Source organism: Streptomyces sp. DI166 (assembly GCF_900091315.1).
Taxonomy (GTDB): Bacteria; Actinomycetota; Actinomycetes; order Streptomycetales; family Streptomycetaceae; genus Streptomyces; species Streptomyces fuscus.
Genome location: NZ_FLSP01000069.1, coordinates 29464 through 47420, shown reverse-complemented (window position 1 = coordinate 47420; position 17957 = coordinate 29464). Strand labels below are relative to the sequence as shown.

General features: G+C 72.5%; 16 protein-coding genes. 13 read left to right on the top strand and 3 right to left on the bottom strand.

What is annotated here, in order from left to right:
• Window positions 1-1159 (bottom strand): AAA family ATPase (locus tag GA0115233_RS28310; RefSeq protein WP_176711964.1); only part of this gene is annotated, 1159 nt, incomplete at its 3' end.
• Window positions 1160-1415: 256 nt separating this feature from the next.
• Here GA0115233_RS28310 and GA0115233_RS28305 point away from each other — a divergent pair.
• The 6 genes from GA0115233_RS28305 to GA0115233_RS28280 all read left to right on the top strand — a co-directional run bounded on the left by GA0115233_RS28305 (window position 1416) and on the right by GA0115233_RS28280 (window position 11853).
• Window positions 1416-3668, top strand: a complete 2253-nt coding sequence (locus tag GA0115233_RS28305) for a TOMM precursor leader peptide-binding protein (RefSeq protein ID WP_093723152.1) — start codon at window positions 1416-1418, stop codon at window positions 3666-3668.
• A 93-nt stretch (window positions 3669-3761) separates the two neighbouring features.
• A complete protein-coding gene (locus GA0115233_RS28300; RefSeq protein WP_093723151.1) occupies window positions 3762-5213 on the top strand; it encodes a SagB family peptide dehydrogenase in 1452 nt (483 codons plus the stop codon).
• A gap of 4 nt (window positions 5214-5217) precedes the next feature.
• Window positions 5218-6030, top strand: a complete 813-nt coding sequence (locus GA0115233_RS28295; protein ID WP_093723150.1) for an HlyD family efflux transporter periplasmic adaptor subunit — start codon at window positions 5218-5220, stop codon at window positions 6028-6030.
• 13 nt (window positions 6031-6043) lie between these two features.
• Window positions 6044-8392 carry an NHLP family bacteriocin export ABC transporter peptidase/permease/ATPase subunit gene (locus tag GA0115233_RS28290; RefSeq protein WP_093723149.1) on the top strand — a complete coding sequence of 783 codons (2349 nt, stop codon included), beginning with the start codon at window positions 6044-6046 and terminating at the stop codon, window positions 8390-8392.
• On the top strand, window positions 8389-11592 hold the full coding sequence (locus tag GA0115233_RS28285) for an NHLP bacteriocin export ABC transporter permease/ATPase subunit (RefSeq protein ID WP_093723148.1): 3204 nt from the start codon (window positions 8389-8391) through the stop codon (window positions 11590-11592). Before GA0115233_RS28290 ends, GA0115233_RS28285 begins: the two co-directional genes overlap by 4 nt.
• A 78-nt stretch (window positions 11593-11670) precedes the next feature.
• A complete protein-coding gene (locus GA0115233_RS28280) occupies window positions 11671-11853 on the top strand; it encodes a hypothetical protein (RefSeq protein WP_093723147.1) in 183 nt (60 codons plus the stop codon).
• Between the two features lie 7 nt (window positions 11854-11860).
• On the opposite strand, the gene GA0115233_RS28275 is transcribed toward GA0115233_RS28280, so the two are convergent.
• Both GA0115233_RS28275 and GA0115233_RS28270 read right to left on the bottom strand, forming a co-directional pair.
• Entirely contained in the window at window positions 11861-13042 is a 1182-nt protein-coding gene (locus tag GA0115233_RS28275; RefSeq protein WP_093723146.1) for a pyridoxal phosphate-dependent aminotransferase, read from the bottom strand.
• A 518-nt stretch (window positions 13043-13560) separates the two neighbouring features.
• Window positions 13561-14322 (bottom strand): GntR family transcriptional regulator, encoded by a 762-nt coding sequence (locus GA0115233_RS28270; protein ID WP_093723145.1) that lies wholly within the window; start codon window positions 14320-14322, stop codon window positions 13561-13563.
• A 191-nt stretch (window positions 14323-14513) separates the two neighbouring features.
• On the opposite strand from GA0115233_RS28270, the gene GA0115233_RS28265 reads away from it, so the two are divergent.
• The 7 genes from GA0115233_RS28265 (at window position 14514) to GA0115233_RS28240 (ending at window position 17957) form a co-directional block, all read left to right on the top strand.
• Window positions 14514-14846 carry an SCO3933 family regulatory protein gene (locus GA0115233_RS28265; protein WP_093723144.1) on the top strand — a complete coding sequence of 111 codons (333 nt, stop codon included), beginning with the start codon at window positions 14514-14516 and terminating at the stop codon, window positions 14844-14846.
• 2 nt (window positions 14847-14848) lie between these two features.
• On the top strand, window positions 14849-16180 hold the full coding sequence (locus tag GA0115233_RS28260; protein ID WP_093723143.1) for an FtsK/SpoIIIE domain-containing protein: 1332 nt from the start codon (window positions 14849-14851) through the stop codon (window positions 16178-16180).
• A gap of 98 nt (window positions 16181-16278) precedes the next feature.
• The gene (locus GA0115233_RS41210) at window positions 16279-16440 is read left to right on the top strand and encodes a hypothetical protein (RefSeq protein WP_176711963.1); all 162 of its coding nucleotides are present in this window, start codon (window positions 16279-16281) and stop codon (window positions 16438-16440) included.
• Between the two features lie 85 nt (window positions 16441-16525).
• Window positions 16526-17164: a DUF2637 domain-containing protein gene (locus GA0115233_RS28255; protein ID WP_093723142.1), complete on the top strand. Its 639-nt coding sequence runs from the start codon at window positions 16526-16528 to the stop codon at window positions 17162-17164.
• A 16-nt stretch (window positions 17165-17180) separates the two neighbouring features.
• Window positions 17181-17366, top strand: coding sequence for a mobile element transfer protein (locus tag GA0115233_RS28250; RefSeq protein WP_093723141.1), 186 nt, complete (start codon window positions 17181-17183; stop codon window positions 17364-17366).
• Window positions 17367-17380: 14 nt separating this feature from the next.
• Window positions 17381-17686 (top strand): hypothetical protein, encoded by a 306-nt coding sequence (locus GA0115233_RS28245; RefSeq protein ID WP_093723140.1) that lies wholly within the window; start codon window positions 17381-17383, stop codon window positions 17684-17686.
• 91 nt (window positions 17687-17777) lie between these two features.
• A complete protein-coding gene (locus GA0115233_RS28240) occupies window positions 17778-17957 on the top strand; it encodes a hypothetical protein (protein ID WP_093723139.1) in 180 nt (59 codons plus the stop codon).

The following is a 17957-nucleotide window of genomic DNA, read 5'->3' as shown; positions in this document are numbered from 1 at the left end:
GGCCTGCGCGCCCCGCGTCGCGCAGGACGTCCAGGCCCCACTCGCAGCCGGCCTTGACCAGGTGCTCGGCGGTCTGCCGGGCCGGGGCGCCGAGCCGGGCCAGCACCGTGGCGGCGCGCCCGTGCAGATGCAGCCGGTCCTCGGCCGGTACCCGGGCCAGGACCGCGGGCCGCACCGCGGCGTGCGGGAAGCGGGCGGGCGGCCCGGCCTCCAGCAGCCCGGCCCGTACCAGCGCGTCCCTGGCCTGGAGCACCTGCACCTCGCCGTGCTGGGAGAGCGCCCCGCACATGGCGGGGTCGGTGTCCGGGCCGAGTACGGCGAGCTGGGTGAGCAGTTCACCGGCGGCCGGGTCGTCCTCGTCGAGCCAGGCCAGCACGGTCTCGGAGAGCGCCTGGGCGCCGATCGGCAGCACCTGCTGGGGGTCGGGTGCGCCGGGCGGGACGTGCTCGCGGCGCAGCCGGTTCACCAGGTCGTGCAGCACCATCGGGTTGCCGTGCGCGAGGGCGTCGCACAGGGCGGCCAGCCCCTGGTCGACGGGGCTGTCGAAGGCGCGGTCGACGAGTTCCGTCGTACAGGTCGAGCAGAGCGGTTCCGGCCACAGCCGGTTCAGGTACGGCAGCGGGCCCAGTTCCTCGGTCACCCGCGCGGCGGCGGAGTCGGGCAGTGTCGCCGCCAGCAGGACCGGCAGGTCGTCCAGCCGCCGGGCGATGTAGGAGAACCAGCGCAGCGAGGGTTCGTCGGCGTACTGCAGATCGTCCACGAGGACGGCGACGGGCCGGTCGGCGGCGAGCGAGCGGGTCGTGCTCAGCAGGTGCAGCAGGGCCTCGTGGGTGGGTCCCGCGGCCTCGCCGGAGGAGCCGTGGGCCTCGGCGGGGATGAACGTTTCCCCCCGTCCGGCGGCCCCGAGCACCGGGTCGAAGAGCTGGCGCACCATGCTGTACGGAAACCCGCTCTCGCTGGGATGGCAGCGGGCCCGCAGCACCAGGGCGCCCTCCGGGAGGAGCCGTGGAACCACGTTCAGCAGGGCCGACTTCCCCATCCCGCGCGGTCCGTGCACGGTGACCACGGCAGGCCGGCCCAGAGCGAGCCCGGCGATGACCTCCTGAAGGAGGGATATCTCGCGCTCTCGGTGATACAGATCCCCGTTGACTGCATGCATTGCGCCAATCTTGCATTCCATTCGGCCAGGAGCAAGCGCCCTTGCGCGGCAACGGACTTGGCCCGGCGATACGTACGCGACGCCCCGCGAGAAGTACGTATGGGCCGTCCGGTTGCGTAGTGAATGAAGCATTTACCCGCCGTGCACGCCGTGTTTGGGTGAACCGTGCCGGAAAGCGCCGGACGTCGCACGACGGACGGGTCGAGGCGCGCCGCGCCAACTCGCCGCACATGCATCGGAAGAACCAGGGGGACCGATGGAAAAGCCGCGCCTGAAAGCGCATTTCCACGTCGAGGTGGTGGAGGGCGAGCGCGTCTTCCTCTATGCCGAGGGCCAGGACTACCTGGTGCCGGGCAAGGCGGCGGCGGCCGTCGTGCCGTACCTCGACGGCCGCAGGACCGTGATGGAGATCGTGCAGGCGCTGTCCGGCACCGTGGCCATCCCGGCCGTGCTCGGCGCCCTCACCCGCTTCGAGGCGGCCGGTCATCTCGCCGAGGGGCGCCCGGTGTTGGACGAGTCCGTCCTCGCCTACTGGGACGCCCTCGGCATCGACCCCGCCACCACCCTCGGCACGGCCCCCGTCACCGTCTCCGCCGCGCCCGGCGTCGACCCCGAGCCGGTGGTCACCGCCCTGCGCGGCCTCGGCCTGACCGTGGCCACCGCGCCGCTGGACTCGGTGCCCGAGGCCGGGCTGTCCGTCGTCCTCGTCGACGACTACCTCGACCCGGCGCTCGCCGCCCGCAACGACCGCCAACTGGCCGCCGGGCTGCCCTGGTTGCTGGCCCGCCCCGCGGGCGTCGCGCCCTGGATCGGCCCCTTCCTCAAGCCCGAGCACACCGCCTGCTGGCGCTGCCTGTCCCAACGGCTCACCGGGAACCGCCAGTTGGAGCGCTACCTGGCCGGCCGGCGCGGCGAGTCGGTGCCCCGCCACCCGGCGCGCGCGGGCATCGCCGCCGGACCGCTGGCCGCGGCCGGGCTGCTGGCCGCCGAGGCCGCGCGGATCGCCGCCACCGGCGAACCGGGGGCACTGTGCGGGCAGATGATCACCCTCGACCTGGCCACCCTGCGCACCGAGACCCACCCCCTGGTGCGCCAGCCCCAGTGCCCCTCCTGCGGCGACCCGGCCCTGGTCACCGGCCGCAGCCCCAAGGTCGTGCTCAGCTCCCAGGAGGCCCGGCACACCAGCGACGGCGGCTACCGCGTGAACCGGCCCGAGGACACCCTCGCCCGGCTCGAACGGCACATCAGCCCCTACTTCGGCGCCATCACCAAGCTGGTCTCGCACACCCCCGAGTCCAACACGCTGACCTACAGCTACTCGGCGGGCCACAACTTCGCGATGGTCAACGACAGCCTGGACCTGCTGCGCCGCAATCTGCGCGGCCAGAGCGGCGGCAAGGGCCGCTCCGAGATCCAGGCCAAGGTCAGCGCCGTGTGCGAGGCGATCGAACGGTACGTCGGGGTGTGGCGCGGTGACGAACCCGTGGTGCGGGCCGCCTACCGCGACCTCGACGCGGGCACCGCCGTGCACCCCAGCAGCCTGCTGCACTTCTCCGAGGGGCAGTTCGCCGGGCGCGCGGAGTGGAACAAGGACCCGGCCAACCGGCTGCACAAGGTCCCCGACCCGTTCCCCGAGGACACCCCGGTCGACTGGGCGCGCGGCTGGTCCCTCACCCATGACGCCGAGCGCCTGGTCCCGGCGGCCTACTCCTGGTACGGCCACCCCGACCTGGACGACAACTTCTTCTGCATCGCCGACTCCAACGGCAGCGCGGCCGGCAACACCCTGGAGGAGGCGGTGCTCCAGGGGCTGTGCGAGCTGACCGAGCGCGACGCCGTCGCCCTGTGGTGGTACAACCGGCTGCGCCGCCCCGCCTTCGACATGGACTCGCTGGACGACCCGTACGTGACGCAACTGCGCGCCCACTACGAGGCGATGGACCGCGACCTGTGGATGCTCGACATCTCCTTCGACCTGGGGATGCCGGTGTACGTGGCGGCCTCCCGGCGGCGGCACAGCGTCGAGGACATCATGGTCGGCTTCGGCGCCCACCCCGACCCGCGGGTCGCCGCGTTCCGGGCGCTGACCGAGCTGAACCAGTTCCTGCCGATGATCGAGCAGCGCGACGCGCAGGGCAACACGTCCTACCTGGTCGACGACCTGGAGACGCTGACGTGGCTGAAGGAGGCCACCGTCGAGCGGGAGCCCTGGCTGCTGCCCGACCCCGAGCTGCCCGCCGTCCGGGTCGGCCCGCGGGCCGGGTTCGACCTCTCCGAGCGCATCCGCGAGCAGGTCGAGCGGATCCGTGAGGCCGGCTCCGAGGTCATCGTCCTCGACCAGACCCGCCCCGACCTGGAACTCCACGTGGTCAAGGTGATCGCCCCGGGGCTGCGCCACTTCTGGCGCCGGCTCGGCCCCGGCCGCCTGTACGACGTACCCGTCCGTCTGGGGCTGCTGGAGCGGCCCACGGCGGAGGCGGACCTCAACCACTGGAACGTCTTCTTCTGACCGGACCGGCGTACACGGCCCCGCACCCGCGGTGCCGTGTACGCGGCATGCCGCCGCACCGTTGCGGCCCGCGCTTCCACCAGGGAGGAAGCCATGACGATCACGACCAGCCCACTGACGACGGCGCGGGACGGCGCCGACAGCACGCCCGCGCCCTGCACCGAGGCGATCCGCCTGACCCGCGGCGCCACCTTCGACGGGGAGCGGATCACCGCCCCCTTCGGGACCCTGCGGCTCAAGGAACTGCCCCCCGGAGCACGGGCCGCGCTCACCGCGCTCGCCGGGGAGGACCTGGACGAGGGGCGGATCACCGCGCTCGTCGTCGCCGGGGACGGCGAGGCGGGGCTGCTGCGCTGGCACATGCTGCGCACCCGGCTGGACAACACGGGCCTGCTCGAACACTCCGTGACCGGAGCGGACGGCACGACCTTGGCCCGGCTGGTCACCGTCGGGCGGGGCCGCACCACCCTGCGCCCGGTACCCCGCGACGCCGTACGCCTGTCCCGGCACGCCCTGCTGCTGCCCGCCGACGGCACCCTGTCCCTGCGCGCCCCCGGCAGCCCGCTGGCCGTCGAACTCGGGCCCGCCGCGGCCCCGTTCCTGGCGCGGCTGACCGACTGGACCGACGCCGCGCGGATACCGGCGCCCCTGCTGCGGCTGATCGCCACGGCCGGAGCCCTCAACCCGGGCACCCCCGAGGACGACCCGGAGCGCGAGCAGCGCGGCGGGGTCCAGTGGCACCCGCTGGACCTGGCTTTCCACACCCGCACCCGGGTCCCCGCGTCGGTCGCCGGCTACGGCGGCACGTACCCGTTCGCCGACCGGTTCCCGCCCGAACCGGTCGCCGCCCCCGCGGGCGACGGGCCGCGCGTGCCGCTGCCCGTGCCCGACCTGGACGAGATCGCCGCCCGGGACCCCTCGCTCACCGAGGTCATCGAGCGCCGCACCTCCACCCGCGCCCACGACCCCGGATCGCCCGTGACGGTCGATCAGCTCGCCGAGCTGCTCTACCGGACCGTGCGTATCCGCGCCACGTTCACCGGCGGCGACGGCCAGGAGCTCGCCGACCGTCCGCTGCCCAGCGGCGGCAGCGTGCACGAGCTGGAGGTCTACCCGCTGGTCACGAACTGCGCGGGACTGGCGCCCGGGCTGTACCGCTACGCCCCCGACCGGCACGAGCTGGAGCTGGTCCGCGAGCCGGGCCCGGCCACCGAACCCCTGGTCAGGGAGGCCCGCGCGGCCACGATGGCGGACGACGACCCGCAGGTCGTCCTCCTCGTCGCGGCCCGCTTCGGACGGGTGATGTGGAAGTACGAGACGGTCGCCTACCCGCTGATCCTCAAGCACGTCGGCGTCCTCTACCAGACCGTCTATCTGGTGGCCACGGCCATGGGGCTCGGCGTGTGCGGGCTCGGCGGCGGCGACACCTCGGCGTTCGCCGCGGCGACCGGCCGCGATCCGCTGCTGGAGGGCACCGTCGGCGAACTCGTCCTCGGCACACCCAGGCTGACGGCACCCGGCGGCCCGGCCGACCGGGAGGAGTGACCCCGTGCAGTTCCGCTACCAGGCCCTGCAGCGCAAGCGGGAGCCGGACGAGCTGGACGCGCCCGTGCTGCTGGCGGCGCCCCGCGGCTGGATCGCCGTCTTCGTCGTCCTGATCACCATGGCCGGCGCCTGTGTCTGGGCGGTGTTCGCCCGGCTCGAAGTGACCGTCGACGCCCCCGGCATCCTCACCCACCCCGGCGGCACCAGCCAGGTCCAGAGCCCGTACACCGGGCTGGCCCGCGAGCTGCTGGTGCACCCCGACGACGAGGTGAAGGCGGGGGACCCGCTCGCCCGGCTCACCGACGACGCGGGCCGCGTCCGTACCGTCACCAGCCCGTTCGCGGGCAAGGTGATCAGCGCGGCGCTGACGTCGGGCCAGTTCGTCCGGGCGGGCAGCACCGTCGCCACCGTCGAACGCACCGACCTGCCCGACGACCGGCTCGTCGCCCTCGTCTTCGTCCCCGCCGACCAGGCCGCCGGGCTGCGCCCCGGCCGCCCCGTCGACCTGTCGGTGTCGACCGCGCCGCCGTCGGTCTACGGGCTGCTGCGCGGCGAGGTCACCTCGGTCTCCCCCTACCCGCTCACCCGCGAAGGGCTGGCCGCCGTCGCGGGCGGCGACCTGGCGGCCGAGGCATTCCACCAGGACCAGGCGCCGCGCCTGGTCACGGTGGACCTGATCCCCGAGCCGGGCTCCCCGTCCGGCTACGCGTGGAGCACCGCCCAGGCCCCGCCCGTCCGGCTCGGCTCGCAGACCTCGGTGAGCGCGTCGATCGGGCTGCGCAGCCAGTCGCCGTTCGCCCTGCTGCTGGGACGCTGAGGAGGCCGGACCGATGAGCGACACCAAGTCGACCACCGCCACCCGAACGACCGGACCGGGCGGCCCGCCGGGCGGCCCCGGCCGGGACGCGCCCGTCTCGCGCCGCCGCACCCGCCGGGCCGAACGCCGCGGCAGACGCGGCGCCGCCCGCGAACGCCGGTGGGCCCGCCGCCGCGCCCACCGGGTGCCCACCGTCCTGCAGATGGAGTCGGTGGAGTGCGGCGCCGCCAGCCTGGCGATGATCCTCGCCCACCACGGACGGCACGTCCCGCTGGAGGAACTGCGCTCCCTGTGCGGGGTCTCCCGGGACGGCGCCAAGGCCAGCTCCGTCCTGGCCGCCGCCCGCTCCTTCGGCATGGTCGCCCGCGGCTTCCAGGCCGAACCCGATCTGCTGCGCGAGAAGCTGCGCACCGGACCGGTGATCATCTTCTGGGCGTTCCAGCACTTCATGGTGGTCGAGGGGATCAGCACCCGGTTCGGCCGCACCCTCGTCGCCGTCAACGACCCGAGCACCGGCCCGAGGCTGATGGAGTGGTCGGAGTTCGACTCGGGCTTCACCGGGATCGTGCTCACCTTCGAACCCGGCCCCGACTTCCGGCCCGGCGGACGCCGCACCAGCACCGCCGCCGCCCTGCTCGACCGGCGGCTGCCGTCGGGGCGGGCGCTGCCGCTGGTGCTGCTGGCCAGCCTGCTGCTGGTGGTGCCCGGCATCGTCGGCGCCGCCTACTCCCGGGTCTTCGTCGACCAGGTGATCGGCGCCGACTCGCCCACCGCCGTGCTCCCGCTGGCCCTGGCGATGGCGGTGACCGCGCTGATGGTCTTCGTGCTGACCTCCGTCCAGCAGCACTACCTGCTGCGCATGGAGATCCGTACCGGCCTGGTCAGCTCGGCGCGCTTCTTCCGGCATCTGCTGCGGCTGCCCATCGAGTTCTTCCTCCAGCGCCGCCCCGCCGAGGTCGCCAAACGGGTCGCCAGCAACGACACCGTCGCGATGATCCTCTCCCGCGACGTCGCCGCGACCACCATCAACCTGACCCTGGTCGTCTTCTACGGCGCCCTGATGATCCGTTACGACGTGCTGCTCGGCGCCATCGGCCTGGCCACCGCCGGCCTGAACGTCCTGATGCTCCAGCTCGTCGCGCGCTCCCGCAAGGACGCCGTGGCCGCCCTCCGCGCCGACCGCGGCAACCTGATCGGCACCACCTTCGCGACCCTGTCCACCATCGAGTCCGTCAAGGCGTCCGGGTCCGAGCCCGAGGCGTTCACCCGCTGGGCCGGCTTCCTCGCCAAGGTCACCAGCGCCCAGCAGCGGCTCGGGCAGACCACCGCGGTGCTGACCGTGCTGCCGCCGCTGCTCGCCGTCGTCAACATCGGGGTGCTGCTGCTCGTCGGCGGCCTGCGGGTGGCGGACGGCACGCTCAGCGTCGGCATCCTCGTCACCTTCCAGACACTGCTCGCCGCGCTCAGCCGCCCGGTCACCCAGCTGACCAACCTGGGCAGCCGGCTCCAGGACATGAACGCGGACCTCAAGCGCATCCACGACGTGGAGAAGTACCCCCAGGCGGGCTGCTTCGAGCCGGGCCGCGACGAACTCGACCCCGAGGCCCCCGAGGGCCGCCTCAACGGCGAACTCGTGCTGCGCGACATCACCTTCGGCTACGGACCGCTCGCCGCTCCCGTCATCTCCGGACTCTGCCTCACCATCACCCCCGGTTCGCGCACCGCGGTCGTCGGCGGCTCCGGCAGCGGCAAGTCCACCGTCGGCCGCCTCGTCACCGGCCTGTACGAACCGCGCTCCGGCCAGGTGCTGCTCGGCGGACGCCCCCGCGAGGAGATCCCGCGCACGGTGCTCGCCGCCTCGATGGCCTACGTCGACCAGGACGTGGCCCTGTTCTCCGGGACCGTCCGCGAGAACCTCACCCTCTGGGACGACACCGTGCCCGACGAGGTGGTACTTGCCGCGCTCCAGGACGCGGCCGTCTTCGACGAGGTGCTCTCCCGCCCCGGCGGCCTCAACGCCCAGGTCTGGGAGCACGGCGCCAACTTCAGCGGCGGCCAGCGCCAGCGCCTGGAACTGGCTCGCGCCCTGGCCGCCCGGCCCACGCTGCTGGTCCTCGACGAGGCCACCAGCGCCCTGGACCCCGCGACCGAGCGCACTGTCATGGACAACCTGCGGCGGCGCGGCTGCGCCTGTCTGATCATCGCCCACCGGCTGTCCACCGTGCGCGACGCCGACGAGATCATCGTCCTGGACAAGGGCACCGTCGCCGAACGCGGCACGCACGACGAACTGCTCGCCGCGCGTGGCCTGTACGCGGCCCTGTTCGAGTCCAGCAGGGCCGAGGAGAGTGACACGCTGTGACGAACCCGGACAACGCGCCCGCCGCCACCGCGGGCACGGGCGCCGCCGACACACCGACCACGCCCGCTTCAGGCGTGCCGGGCGGGATCGCCGGGGGTGGCGAGGGCGGGGCGGGCCCGGATACCCCGAGCGCGGGCGCGGCTGCCGACGTGAGCGTGCAGACTTCCCCGGACCACCCGACCGACCCCGCTCCCGAACCCCCGGGCACCCCCACCCGTACCGTCTGCCTGGACGACCCCGGCACTCTGCTCTACGTGGCGGAGGGTGCTGCCGACCTGTTCGCGGTGGAACGCGCGGTCACCGACGGGCGGGCCGGGGCAGCGGGCCCCGACGACGGCGACGGGGCGGCCGGGCGGCGGCACTTCCTGTGCCGGGCCGATGCCGGGATGCTCCTGGTGTGCGGCACCGACCGCGACACCCGGCACACCGTCGTCGCCCGCCCCGTACTCGACGCCCAACTGCACCGGCTGCCGCTGGAGGTCCTGGACGACGTACGCGCCGGGCGCACCGCGCTGCCCCGGGCGGACGGGGAGCGCCCGGCCGAACTCGACCACGCCCGCGTCCTGGACGGTCTCACCGCCGGCCTCACCGCGCTCGCCGAGGCCCTCGCCGGAACTCTGCCGCCGCGCAAGTTCACCTCCCTGAGCACCCGCGGCAGCACGGAACTCGAAGCACGGGACGTCACCCGCTCTGTCGACGGCGTCCGCTTCGTCCGCGTGGAGTCCGGGCTCCTCGACCAGGGCGACCGCGCGGGCGCGGAGCAACGGGCCCCGGACCTGCCCGAGCCGCCCGAGCCGGTCGGACCGGGCGACGAAGTGGTGCTGACCGAACGGGACTGGCTGCGGGCCCGCGAACCGGCCCGGCTGACCTCCGCCTCGCTCCTGGACGTCTACCGCCAGGGCCGCCTCACCGCCGCGCTCGCCCGCTACGCCGTACGCCTGCGCGCCGCCGTCGACCACCGGGTCGCGGTCGTACGCGCCGAGGAGCGGGCCGAACTCGCCGCCCGCCGCGCCCAGGACGCCACCGTGCCGGCCGCCGCGGTGCGCCGCTTCGACGCGGTCCTGCACGACACCGACACCCGGGTCAAACTCGCCGACGTCGCCGCCGACCCGCCGCTGCTCGCCGCCGCCCGCCTGGTCGCCTCCCGGCAGGGCTTCACGGTACGGCCGCCGGTGCGCGGCAGCGGCGGCGGCCGGGCCCGGGACGACCTGCGGGCCATCGCCCTGGCCTCCGGGGTGCGCACCCGCACCGTACGGCTCGAAGGGCCCTGGTGGACCAAGGACCTCGGCCCGATGGTCGCCTACCACGTCACCGGCCGCCCGGTCGCGCTGCTGCCGCTCGGACGGGGCTATGTCGTGGTCGACGACGGCCGGGTCACCCCGCTCACCGCCGACGGGGCCGCCCGGCTGCGCAACGAGGGCGTGGTGCTGTACCGGCCGCTGCCCGAACGCGTACGGGACGTGCGCGGGCTGCTGCGGTTCGGCTTCTCACCCTCGCACGGGCACGGCCGGGACCTGGTCCGGTTCGTCGTCGCGGGCGGTCTGGTGGCGCTGCTCGGCCTGATCATCCCGGTCATGACCGGCGAGGTGCTGGGCAGCTACGTGGAGGCCGCCGACCGGGACCTGATCGTGCAGGGCGCCCTGGCGGTGATCGCCTCCGGACTGGTGACGGCGGCGCTGTCCGTCGTGCAGAACATCGCCGTCCTGCGCATGGAGAGCCGCTCCGGCGCGGCCATGCAGGCGGGCCTGTGGAACCGCCTACTGTCGCTGCCCGCCGCCTTCTTCACCCGCTACTCCACCGGCGAGCTGGGCACCACCGTCCTCGGCGTCACCGCCGCCCAGGAACTGCTCTCCGGCATGCTCACCACCGCCACCCTGGCCCTGCTCACCGGACTCGCCAATCTGGGCCTGGTCTTCTGGTACGACGTCACCCTCGCGCTCGCCGCCGCCGGTCTGACCGCGGTGGGCGTGGGCTTCGCGGCGGTCGCCGGACGTATCCAACTGCGCTGGGCGCGAAGGGAGTACGTGCATGACCAGGCCGTGTCCTCGATGGTCTTCCAGATGCTCACCGCGATGCCCAAGCTGCGGGTGGCCGCTGCCGAGGAACGGGCGTTCGCCGAGTGGACCCGCCTCGCGGCGGAGGGCCACGCCCTGTCCGCCCGCGTGCGGCGCGTGCAGAACGCCGTCACCACCTTCAACGCGGGTTTCCCGCTGGTGTGTTCGGCGGTGGTCTTCGCCCTGACGGCGGGCCCGCTGCACGGCGAGATCCCGCTCTCGGTCTTCCTGCCGTTCTACACCGCCTTCAACCTGCTGCTCGCCGCCGGACTCCAGTTCACCGCCGCGGCGGTCACCGCCGTGGGCACCGTGCCGATGCTGGAGCGCCTGCAGCCCATCCTGGAGGCCGAACCGGAGAACGACGGCACCAAGGCCGACCCGGGCGACCTCTCGGGCCGGATCGCCGTCTCCCACCTGTCCTTCCGCTACGGCCAGGACGGGCCGCTGGTCCTGGACGACCTCAGCCTGACCGTGCAGCCCGGGGAGTTCGTCGCCGTCGTCGGCGCCTCGGGCAGCGGCAAGTCCACCCTGCTGCGCCTGCTGCTGGGCTTCGAAACGCCACTGTCCGGCAGCGTCCTCTACGACGGCCAGGACCTCGCCGAACTCGATATCTCGGCGGTGCGCCGGCAGTGCGGCGTCGTACTCCAGAACGGCGCGCTCCAGGCCGGCGACATCCTGGCCAACATCGTCGGCACCACCGGCTTCACCCTCGACGAGGCATGGGCGGCGGCGGAGATGGCGGGGCTGGCCGACGACATCAGGGCCATGCCGATGGGCATGCACACCATGCTGTCGGAGGGCACCAACACGCTCTCCGGCGGCCAGCGCCAGCGCCTGATGATCGCCCGCGCCCTGGTGGCCCGCCCGCGCCTGGTCTTTTTCGACGAGGCGACCAGCGCCCTGGACAACCCGACGCAGAGCCTGGTGGCCGAGAGCACCCGGCGCCTGAACGCCACCCGGCTGGTCATCGCGCACCGCCTGTCCACGGTGGTCGACGCCGACCGGATCGTCGTCATGGAACGCGGCCGGATCGTCCAGCAGGGCACCTACGACGAGCTGATGGCGGACACCGACGGGCTCTTCGCCCGGCTGGCCGGACCTCAACTCTCCACATCCGCCCGGTTTTCGCGGGCGGGAGCCGAGTGACATGATCGGACCGGCGCGACCCCGCGCCGGTCCGCGGCCCGCTCCCGCACGACCACGACCTCGACCCCAGGGGGAACCATGGAGACCAACCCGACGACCCGCGGCCGGATCAACTGGCTGCTGCCCGCCGTGTACGCGCTGGCCATCGTGGTCGCCGGGGCGGTGTTCTCCGGTGCGGCCGCGGGTGTCACCGCGGCGGTCGGCGGCGTCCTGCTCGGCCTGTACTACGGCTTCGGCAACCGCCTCGGCCTGCGCCGCTGACGCCGTTTCAGGGGGCCAGCCGCCGCAGCCGGTCGGCGGCCTCCTGAAGCACCTCCGCCCGCTTGCAGAACGCGAACCGCACATACGGCGCGCCCGCGTCCTTGTGGTCGTAGAACACGGCGTTCGGGATGGCCACCACCCCGGCCCGCTCGGGCAGCGCCCGGCAGAAGGCGAACCCGTCGCTCTCGCCGAGGGGCCGGATGTCGGTGGTGATGAAGTAGGTCCCCGCCGAGGTGAACACCTCGAACCCCGCCTCCTTCAGCCCCGACGCCAGCAGGTCCCGCTTGGCCTGCATGTCCGCGCGGAAGTCGGCGTAGTAGCTGTCGGGCAGCGCGAGCGCCTCGGCGACGGCGTACTGGAACGGCCCGGACGCCACGTACGTCAGGAACTGCTTCGCCGAGCGCACCGCGGTCACCAGCGCGGGCGGGGCGGTCACCCAGCCGACCTTCCAGCCGGTGAAGGAGTACGTCTTGCCGGCGGAGGAAATAGTGACGGTCCGCTCCCGCATCCCCGGAAACGTCGCCAGCGGCACATGCTCGGCCCCGTCGAAGACGAGATGCTCGTACACCTCGTCCGTGACGACCAGCAGATCCCTTTCCACCGCCAGCTCTGCCACCGCCGCCAGCTCCTCGCGGGTGAGGACCGTGCCGGTCGGGTTGTGCGGGGTGTTGATCAGCAGCAGCCGGGTGCGGTCGGTGACCGCCGCGCGCAACTCGTCGAGGTCGAGCCGGAAACGCCCCCCGTCCGGACGCAGGGTGACCGGCACCCTGCGTGCCCCCGCCATGGCGATGCAGGCCGCGTAGGAGTCGTAGTACGGCTCCAGCGCCACCACCTCGTCGCCGGGCTCCAGCAGCGCCAGCAGCGCCGCCGCGATGGCCTCCGTGGCGCCCGCGGTCACCAGCACCTCGGTGTCCGGGTCGTACGTCAGCCCGTACCGCCGCTCCTGGTGCGCCGCCACCGCCAGCCGCAGCTCCGGCACGCCGGGCCCCGGCGGGTACTGGTTCCCGCGCCCGTCCCGCAGCGCCCGCACCGCCGCCTCCCGGACCTCCTCGGGCCCGTCGGTGTCCGGGAAACCCTGCCCCAGATTGATCGACCCGGTCCGCAGGGCCAGTGCCGACATCTCCGCGAAGATCGTCGTACCGAACTCGGCGAGGCGGCGGTTGAGAAGAGGACGCACGCTAGAGGTCATGGCGGCATCCTGCGCCGAAGCTCTGGAGTTCCTCAACTGGCCTTCGCGGTTTCGCACCTGGGAGAGTGCTCAAAGCGCCACCTCTGACCAGGCGTGGAGCCTTCGTCGGCTGTCGGTATCTGTCATCGTCGGCCACCCTCGGACGGCCCACGGACGGCCCAGCCCTGACAACGGCGAGAGGTCGGCTCCGAGACTTTGGGCGGGAGCTGCCATGGGGCGAGTGATCATGGCCCCGTAAGCTGGTGGCGCGTCGGGCAGTCTGTGGACCTGCCCGGTAAAGCACGACGTTGGGGCCATGATCTTCGAGGCTCGCCCCATGGTGGCTGCCTAAAGTCTCGGAGCCGACCGGCCCCGGCTGGGCTTTCTGAGCAGGTCTCGACTCATGGGCCGTAGCTCGCTGCGGCCCCAGGGGTCGGCCCCTGCGCCGAAGGCGCGTGGGGGCCGGGCCCCAGGGGCCAGCCCGCGCCTTGCGCGGGCACTTGATGAGGTAGAGAAATCTGTAACAACGGCTGGCTCGGTCAGGCGTCGAAGTCGTACTCCAGGATGTATGACGCCGAGTCAAGGATCATTTCGTTGACCTCGACCGGCCGTCCCTCGTCGGCGAACGCCGTGCGGCAGATCATGATCACTGGTGTGCCCATGGACAGGTTGAGGCGACTGGCCTCGGCCTGTGATGGCATGCGGCAACGGATCTCTTCGCGGAAGTGGACGGGCTTGTAACCGAGTTCGGCTAGACGTGCGTACGTCCCGCCTGGTCCTGTGTCCTCTTGGGTGATCGCCGTGCCTGCGACTAGTTCGGCAGGAAGGTACGACGTGGAGACCAGTACCGGCTTCTCGTCGAGGACGAAACGGCGGCTTCGGACGCAGGTCGGCGCGCCGGGCTCGATGTCGAGAACCTGCGCGATGCGCTCGGGCGCTTCCGTCTCGAAGACTTCCACCTGGTCTACGACCAAGGTGCGTTCGCCTATGTCCGCCGACCAGATGGACCGGCCCGACCCCCACTGATCGCGGGAGAGTCGCTGGATGCCTCGCCGCCTGAGCGGCTTGAAGTCTCGTACGAAGACGCCAGCGCCCTTGCGGGACTCGACCAGACCTTCGTTCTGCAAGACGCCGAGTGCCTGGCGGGCGGTCATGCGGGCCACGTCGTACGTGGCCATGAGGTCGTTTTCTCCGGGGAGTCGATCACCCGAGCCGTACTCGCCTGCCTGGATCGCCTCCCTGAGCGCATCGGCAATCCGCTGGTACTTCGGTGGCTGGCGCTCTCCGCTCCGGCTCGCCATGTGATCCCTCCTCTCTCTTCTCTAGACAGCTTAGGGGGTTGTTGACGCAACCCCACATTCGGCTGGCCCCGGTGACCAACCTGAAACGTCTCTAGAGATGTATTGACAGTGCCTCTCTAGAGATGTTCCATGGAGACATCTCTAGAGAGGGCATCCATCCGGGATGGCTTCACGAGCTGGGAGATGTACGCATGCCGTCGTTCAAGATCGATGTTTCGACCGCTGTGGTGTTCGTGGCGACCGCGCCCGAGCCGAAGATGGCGAACAAGAAGACCGGTGAGCGGGCCATGGACCGGGAGACCGGTGCGGCTCTGTCGACGGTGGGCCTGCTGGTTTCGGACGAGGGGGAGGGCAACCTCTACCAGGTGACCGTGCCGGAGACCGGTATCCCCGCGGATCTCGTGCCGGGTACCCCGGTGGCGGTGACGGGGCTGCGGGCGCGGGACTGGGAGAACGAGTTCAACGGCCAGAAGCGGCACGGGATCTCGTTCCGGGCGGTCGCGGTCACGCCGCTGGGGGCCTGACTATGTCGGACCTGGCGACCTGGTTAGAGCTGGGCGGTGTCGCTACTGGTGCCGGTGGTCTCCACATCGCCAAGTACCGTGCGCCGCGCGTGTACTGGTCGGCGGTGGGCCTACCGGTCACCTGGGGCCGGTTCACGTGGAACTACCGCTCCACCATGGATGTGTGCGGGCTGACGGTGCGGCCGTCCGGGTTCCGCGCGTTCATGACCCGGAACCTGGCCCACCGTGAGGTACGGCCGGTGGCGCCGAAGGTGCGCCGTGTGCGTCCGACCTCGACGGGGCTGCGGGTGACGCTGCGGCTCCCGGCCGGTCTGGAGCCCGCGGACGTGGCTGCCTCCGCGGTGCGGCTGCGGCACGCGTTCGGGGTGTACTCGGTGACCGTGGCGGAGACCAAGCCGGGCTATGTCGAGCTGCGCATGACCGGCTATGACGTGCTGCGCCGGGTGCGGATGCCGCGTAAGGCGATGCCCCGCGATCTGATCGTGCCGGTCGCGCTGCGGGAGGACGGGACGGTTTTCGAGCGGGACTACCGCAAGATCCCGCACGCCCTGACCCTGGGCGCGAACCAGTCGGGCAAGTCGATGTATCAGCGCAACCTGATCAGCGGGCTTGCACAGCTCCCGGTCGCGCTGGTCGGGATCGACTGCAAGCGCGGGGTTGAGCAGTCCCGCTACGCCCCGCGGCTGTCGGCGCTGGCCACCGACCGGTCTAGTGCGAAAGACCTGGCGGATGCGCTCGTCACCGAGATGGAAGACCGCTTCGACCTGCTCGCCCTGCACGGCGTCTCGGACGTGTGGGAGCTGCCTGCCAGCGTGCGGCCGGTCCCGCTGATCGTGCTGATCGACGAGGTGGCTGAGCTGTTCCTGGTCACCTCCAAGAAGGAAGAACCGGACCGCGACCACATGGTCATGCAACTGGTCCGGCTCGGCCAGATGGCCCGCGCGGTCGGCATCTACCTGGAGGTGTGCGGCCAGCGCTTCGGCTCTGATCTGGGCAAGGGCGCAACCGCCCTGCGGGCTCAGCTCACCGGCCGTGTCGTGCACCGCGTCAACGACAAGCAGACGGCGGAGATGGGCCTGGGTGACATCGCCCCGGATGCCGTGGTGTCCGTGCTGGGAATCCGCGCAGACCGCCCCGGTGTTGCGGTGGCCGGTGACGCCTCCGGCTACTGGTCCCGCATCCGCACGCCCGAGATGACCCCGGATCAGGTGGCTGCCGTCTGCCGCGAATTCGCTTACCTGACACCGCCGTTGCCGTTCCTGGCTCCCTTCCGGCCGGTCGGGCAGATCATCCCGCCGATGCCCACCACGCCGCCCCTGGTGGCGTCGCCGTAGCCCTCGGCGGCCAGCACCCCCCTGCTCCACGGTCGACGCGACCGCCTCGCGCCAGGTCCCTACCCGAGCCATGCCGCAATCCGGATGGGAGAGCGCTCATGCCGCGCAAGCCCAGCAAGCCCCGGCCCAACCCGTGCCCGACCTGCCAGGGAACCGGTGAGGTCTCCCGCACTGTCCGCGTCGGCCGCAAACGCCGTGCCGTGGGCGAGCAGTCCGGCATCTGCCTGACCTGCCTCGGCTCCGGCCAGGCCACCGACTGACACCCCCCGCCCCGAGCAGGACGGCCGGACCCAGCATGCGGCTGTCCTGGTCCGGGCTCGATTCCCGCGAAGGAGGTGAAGACTCGTGACCCGCTCGTTGCGCCCGGATGCCGTACTTGTTCAGGCCGTGATCGCCGGGGCGCTGTCCTTCGCCCACCTGCACGACCTTGCCGCCGCGGCCGGACAGGACGGATGGAAGGCATGGGCCTACCCGGTCAGTGTTGACCTGCTCCTCGTGGCGGCGTGGCGTCGGCTGCGTGCTGACGGTCCGTCGTGGCTGGCCTGGTGCTGGTTCCTGGTCGCCCTGGTGGCCTCGCTCGGCGCCAACGTCGCCACTGCCGGACTCCTCAACCTGGACCGCGTTCCGGCCTGGCTGCGGATCATCGTGGCCGCCTGGCCTGCGCTGGCCTTCCTCGGCGGCACGCTGCTGGTGCACGCGCCGACTCCGGCCGGGGACCGGGTGCCGGTTCCGCCGGCGCCCGCGGCCCCGGCCCTCCAACCCGAGCCTGAGCCGGTCGCTCCGGCTGAGCCGGTAGCGGCTCTGCCTGAAGCCCCGCCCCCCGCCCCGGCTGTGGCGGTGCCTCCGGCGCTGGTCGACCACGCCCGAAAGGTCGCCGCCGACCACCGCGCTCGTACCGGCGCCCCGATCGACACAGACACCCTCCGCGCGCGTCTCGGCGTTCCCGCAGACCTCGCGGGCGCGATCGCCGCCCAACTCGCCTGAAGGGAGGTGACTTCACGTGCGCCCGAACCGCTTCTACGACGTGATCCGTATCGGCCCCGTCCAGGTCGGCACCTACCACAACGGCCGCGGCCAGACCCGGCACACCGCCGCCTGCACGGCCCCGAAGTGCGGGTTCTCCACCGAGCACGGCGACCGCTCGGCCGCTGAACTCGCGGCCCGCACCCACCGCTGCACCGCCTGAAAGGAGGACCGGCCATGCAGCTCCCCGAGGACCAGCTCCGCGCCGGGCACATCCCCGCCGACCTCTACCGGCAACTCCCGCCCGGCACCGACGTGCGGCAGATCGTGATCGTGCAGGAAGCCCCGCGCTCCTACACCGGCCCGATCGTCCTGACCCTCGTCGTGGTCACTGGCTCGGTCGTGGTGCTGCTGGTCATCGCGCTGGTTGTCCAGGCCGTGGCCGCGTCGGTCGTCTCCGTGCTGTCGGCGACCTGCGGCGTCAGCTACACGCTCAGCCGCACGTCCAAGCGCAGGAAGGCTCCGCCCGCGCTGCGCAAGTAACGCCCTCCGGGGCGGCTCTCTCGCCAAAGACCGCCGCCCCGGACGGCTCCACCACTTCCAGATCCAACGGACCCGAAAGGGAAACCCCATCATGCCCGTTCACGCCCCGAACCGTCCGGTGTGCCGCGACTGCGACGGCTTCCCGGTCGTCGCCATCACGACCGGCGAGCGCCACAACGACGGCTCCCGCGTCCTCCTCCGCGTCGCCTGCCGCGCCTGCCACGGCACCGGCCACACCCTCCCCGCCTCGCTGCTGCGGGCCGGGAGGTGA

Bases quoted from the DNA above. Each gene is read 5' to 3' on its own strand.
- GA0115233_RS28305 (WP_093723152.1), top strand. From the start codon at position 1,416: ATGGAAAAGCCGCGCCTGAAAGCGCATTTCCACGTCGAGGTGGTGGAG.
- GA0115233_RS28300 (WP_093723151.1), top strand. From the start codon at position 3,762: ATGACGATCACGACCAGCCCACTGACGACGGCGCGGGACGGCGCCGAC.
- GA0115233_RS28290 (WP_093723149.1), top strand. From the start codon at position 6,044: ATGAGCGACACCAAGTCGACCACCGCCACCCGAACGACCGGACCGGGC.
- GA0115233_RS28280 (WP_093723147.1), top strand. From the start codon at position 11,671: ATGGAGACCAACCCGACGACCCGCGGCCGGATCAACTGGCTGCTGCCC.
- GA0115233_RS28275 (WP_093723146.1), bottom strand. From the start codon at position 13,042: ATGACCTCTAGCGTGCGTCCTCTTCTCAACCGCCGCCTCGCCGAGTTC.
- GA0115233_RS28270 (WP_093723145.1), bottom strand. From the start codon at position 14,322: ATGGCGAGCCGGAGCGGAGAGCGCCAGCCACCGAAGTACCAGCGGATT.
- GA0115233_RS28265 (WP_093723144.1), top strand. From the start codon at position 14,514: ATGCCGTCGTTCAAGATCGATGTTTCGACCGCTGTGGTGTTCGTGGCG.
- GA0115233_RS28260 (WP_093723143.1), top strand. From the start codon at position 14,849: ATGTCGGACCTGGCGACCTGGTTAGAGCTGGGCGGTGTCGCTACTGGT.
- GA0115233_RS41210 (WP_176711963.1), top strand. From the start codon at position 16,279: ATGCCGCGCAAGCCCAGCAAGCCCCGGCCCAACCCGTGCCCGACCTGC.
- GA0115233_RS28245 (WP_093723140.1), top strand. From the start codon at position 17,381: ATGCAGCTCCCCGAGGACCAGCTCCGCGCCGGGCACATCCCCGCCGAC.
- GA0115233_RS28240 (WP_093723139.1), top strand. From the start codon at position 17,778: ATGCCCGTTCACGCCCCGAACCGTCCGGTGTGCCGCGACTGCGACGGC.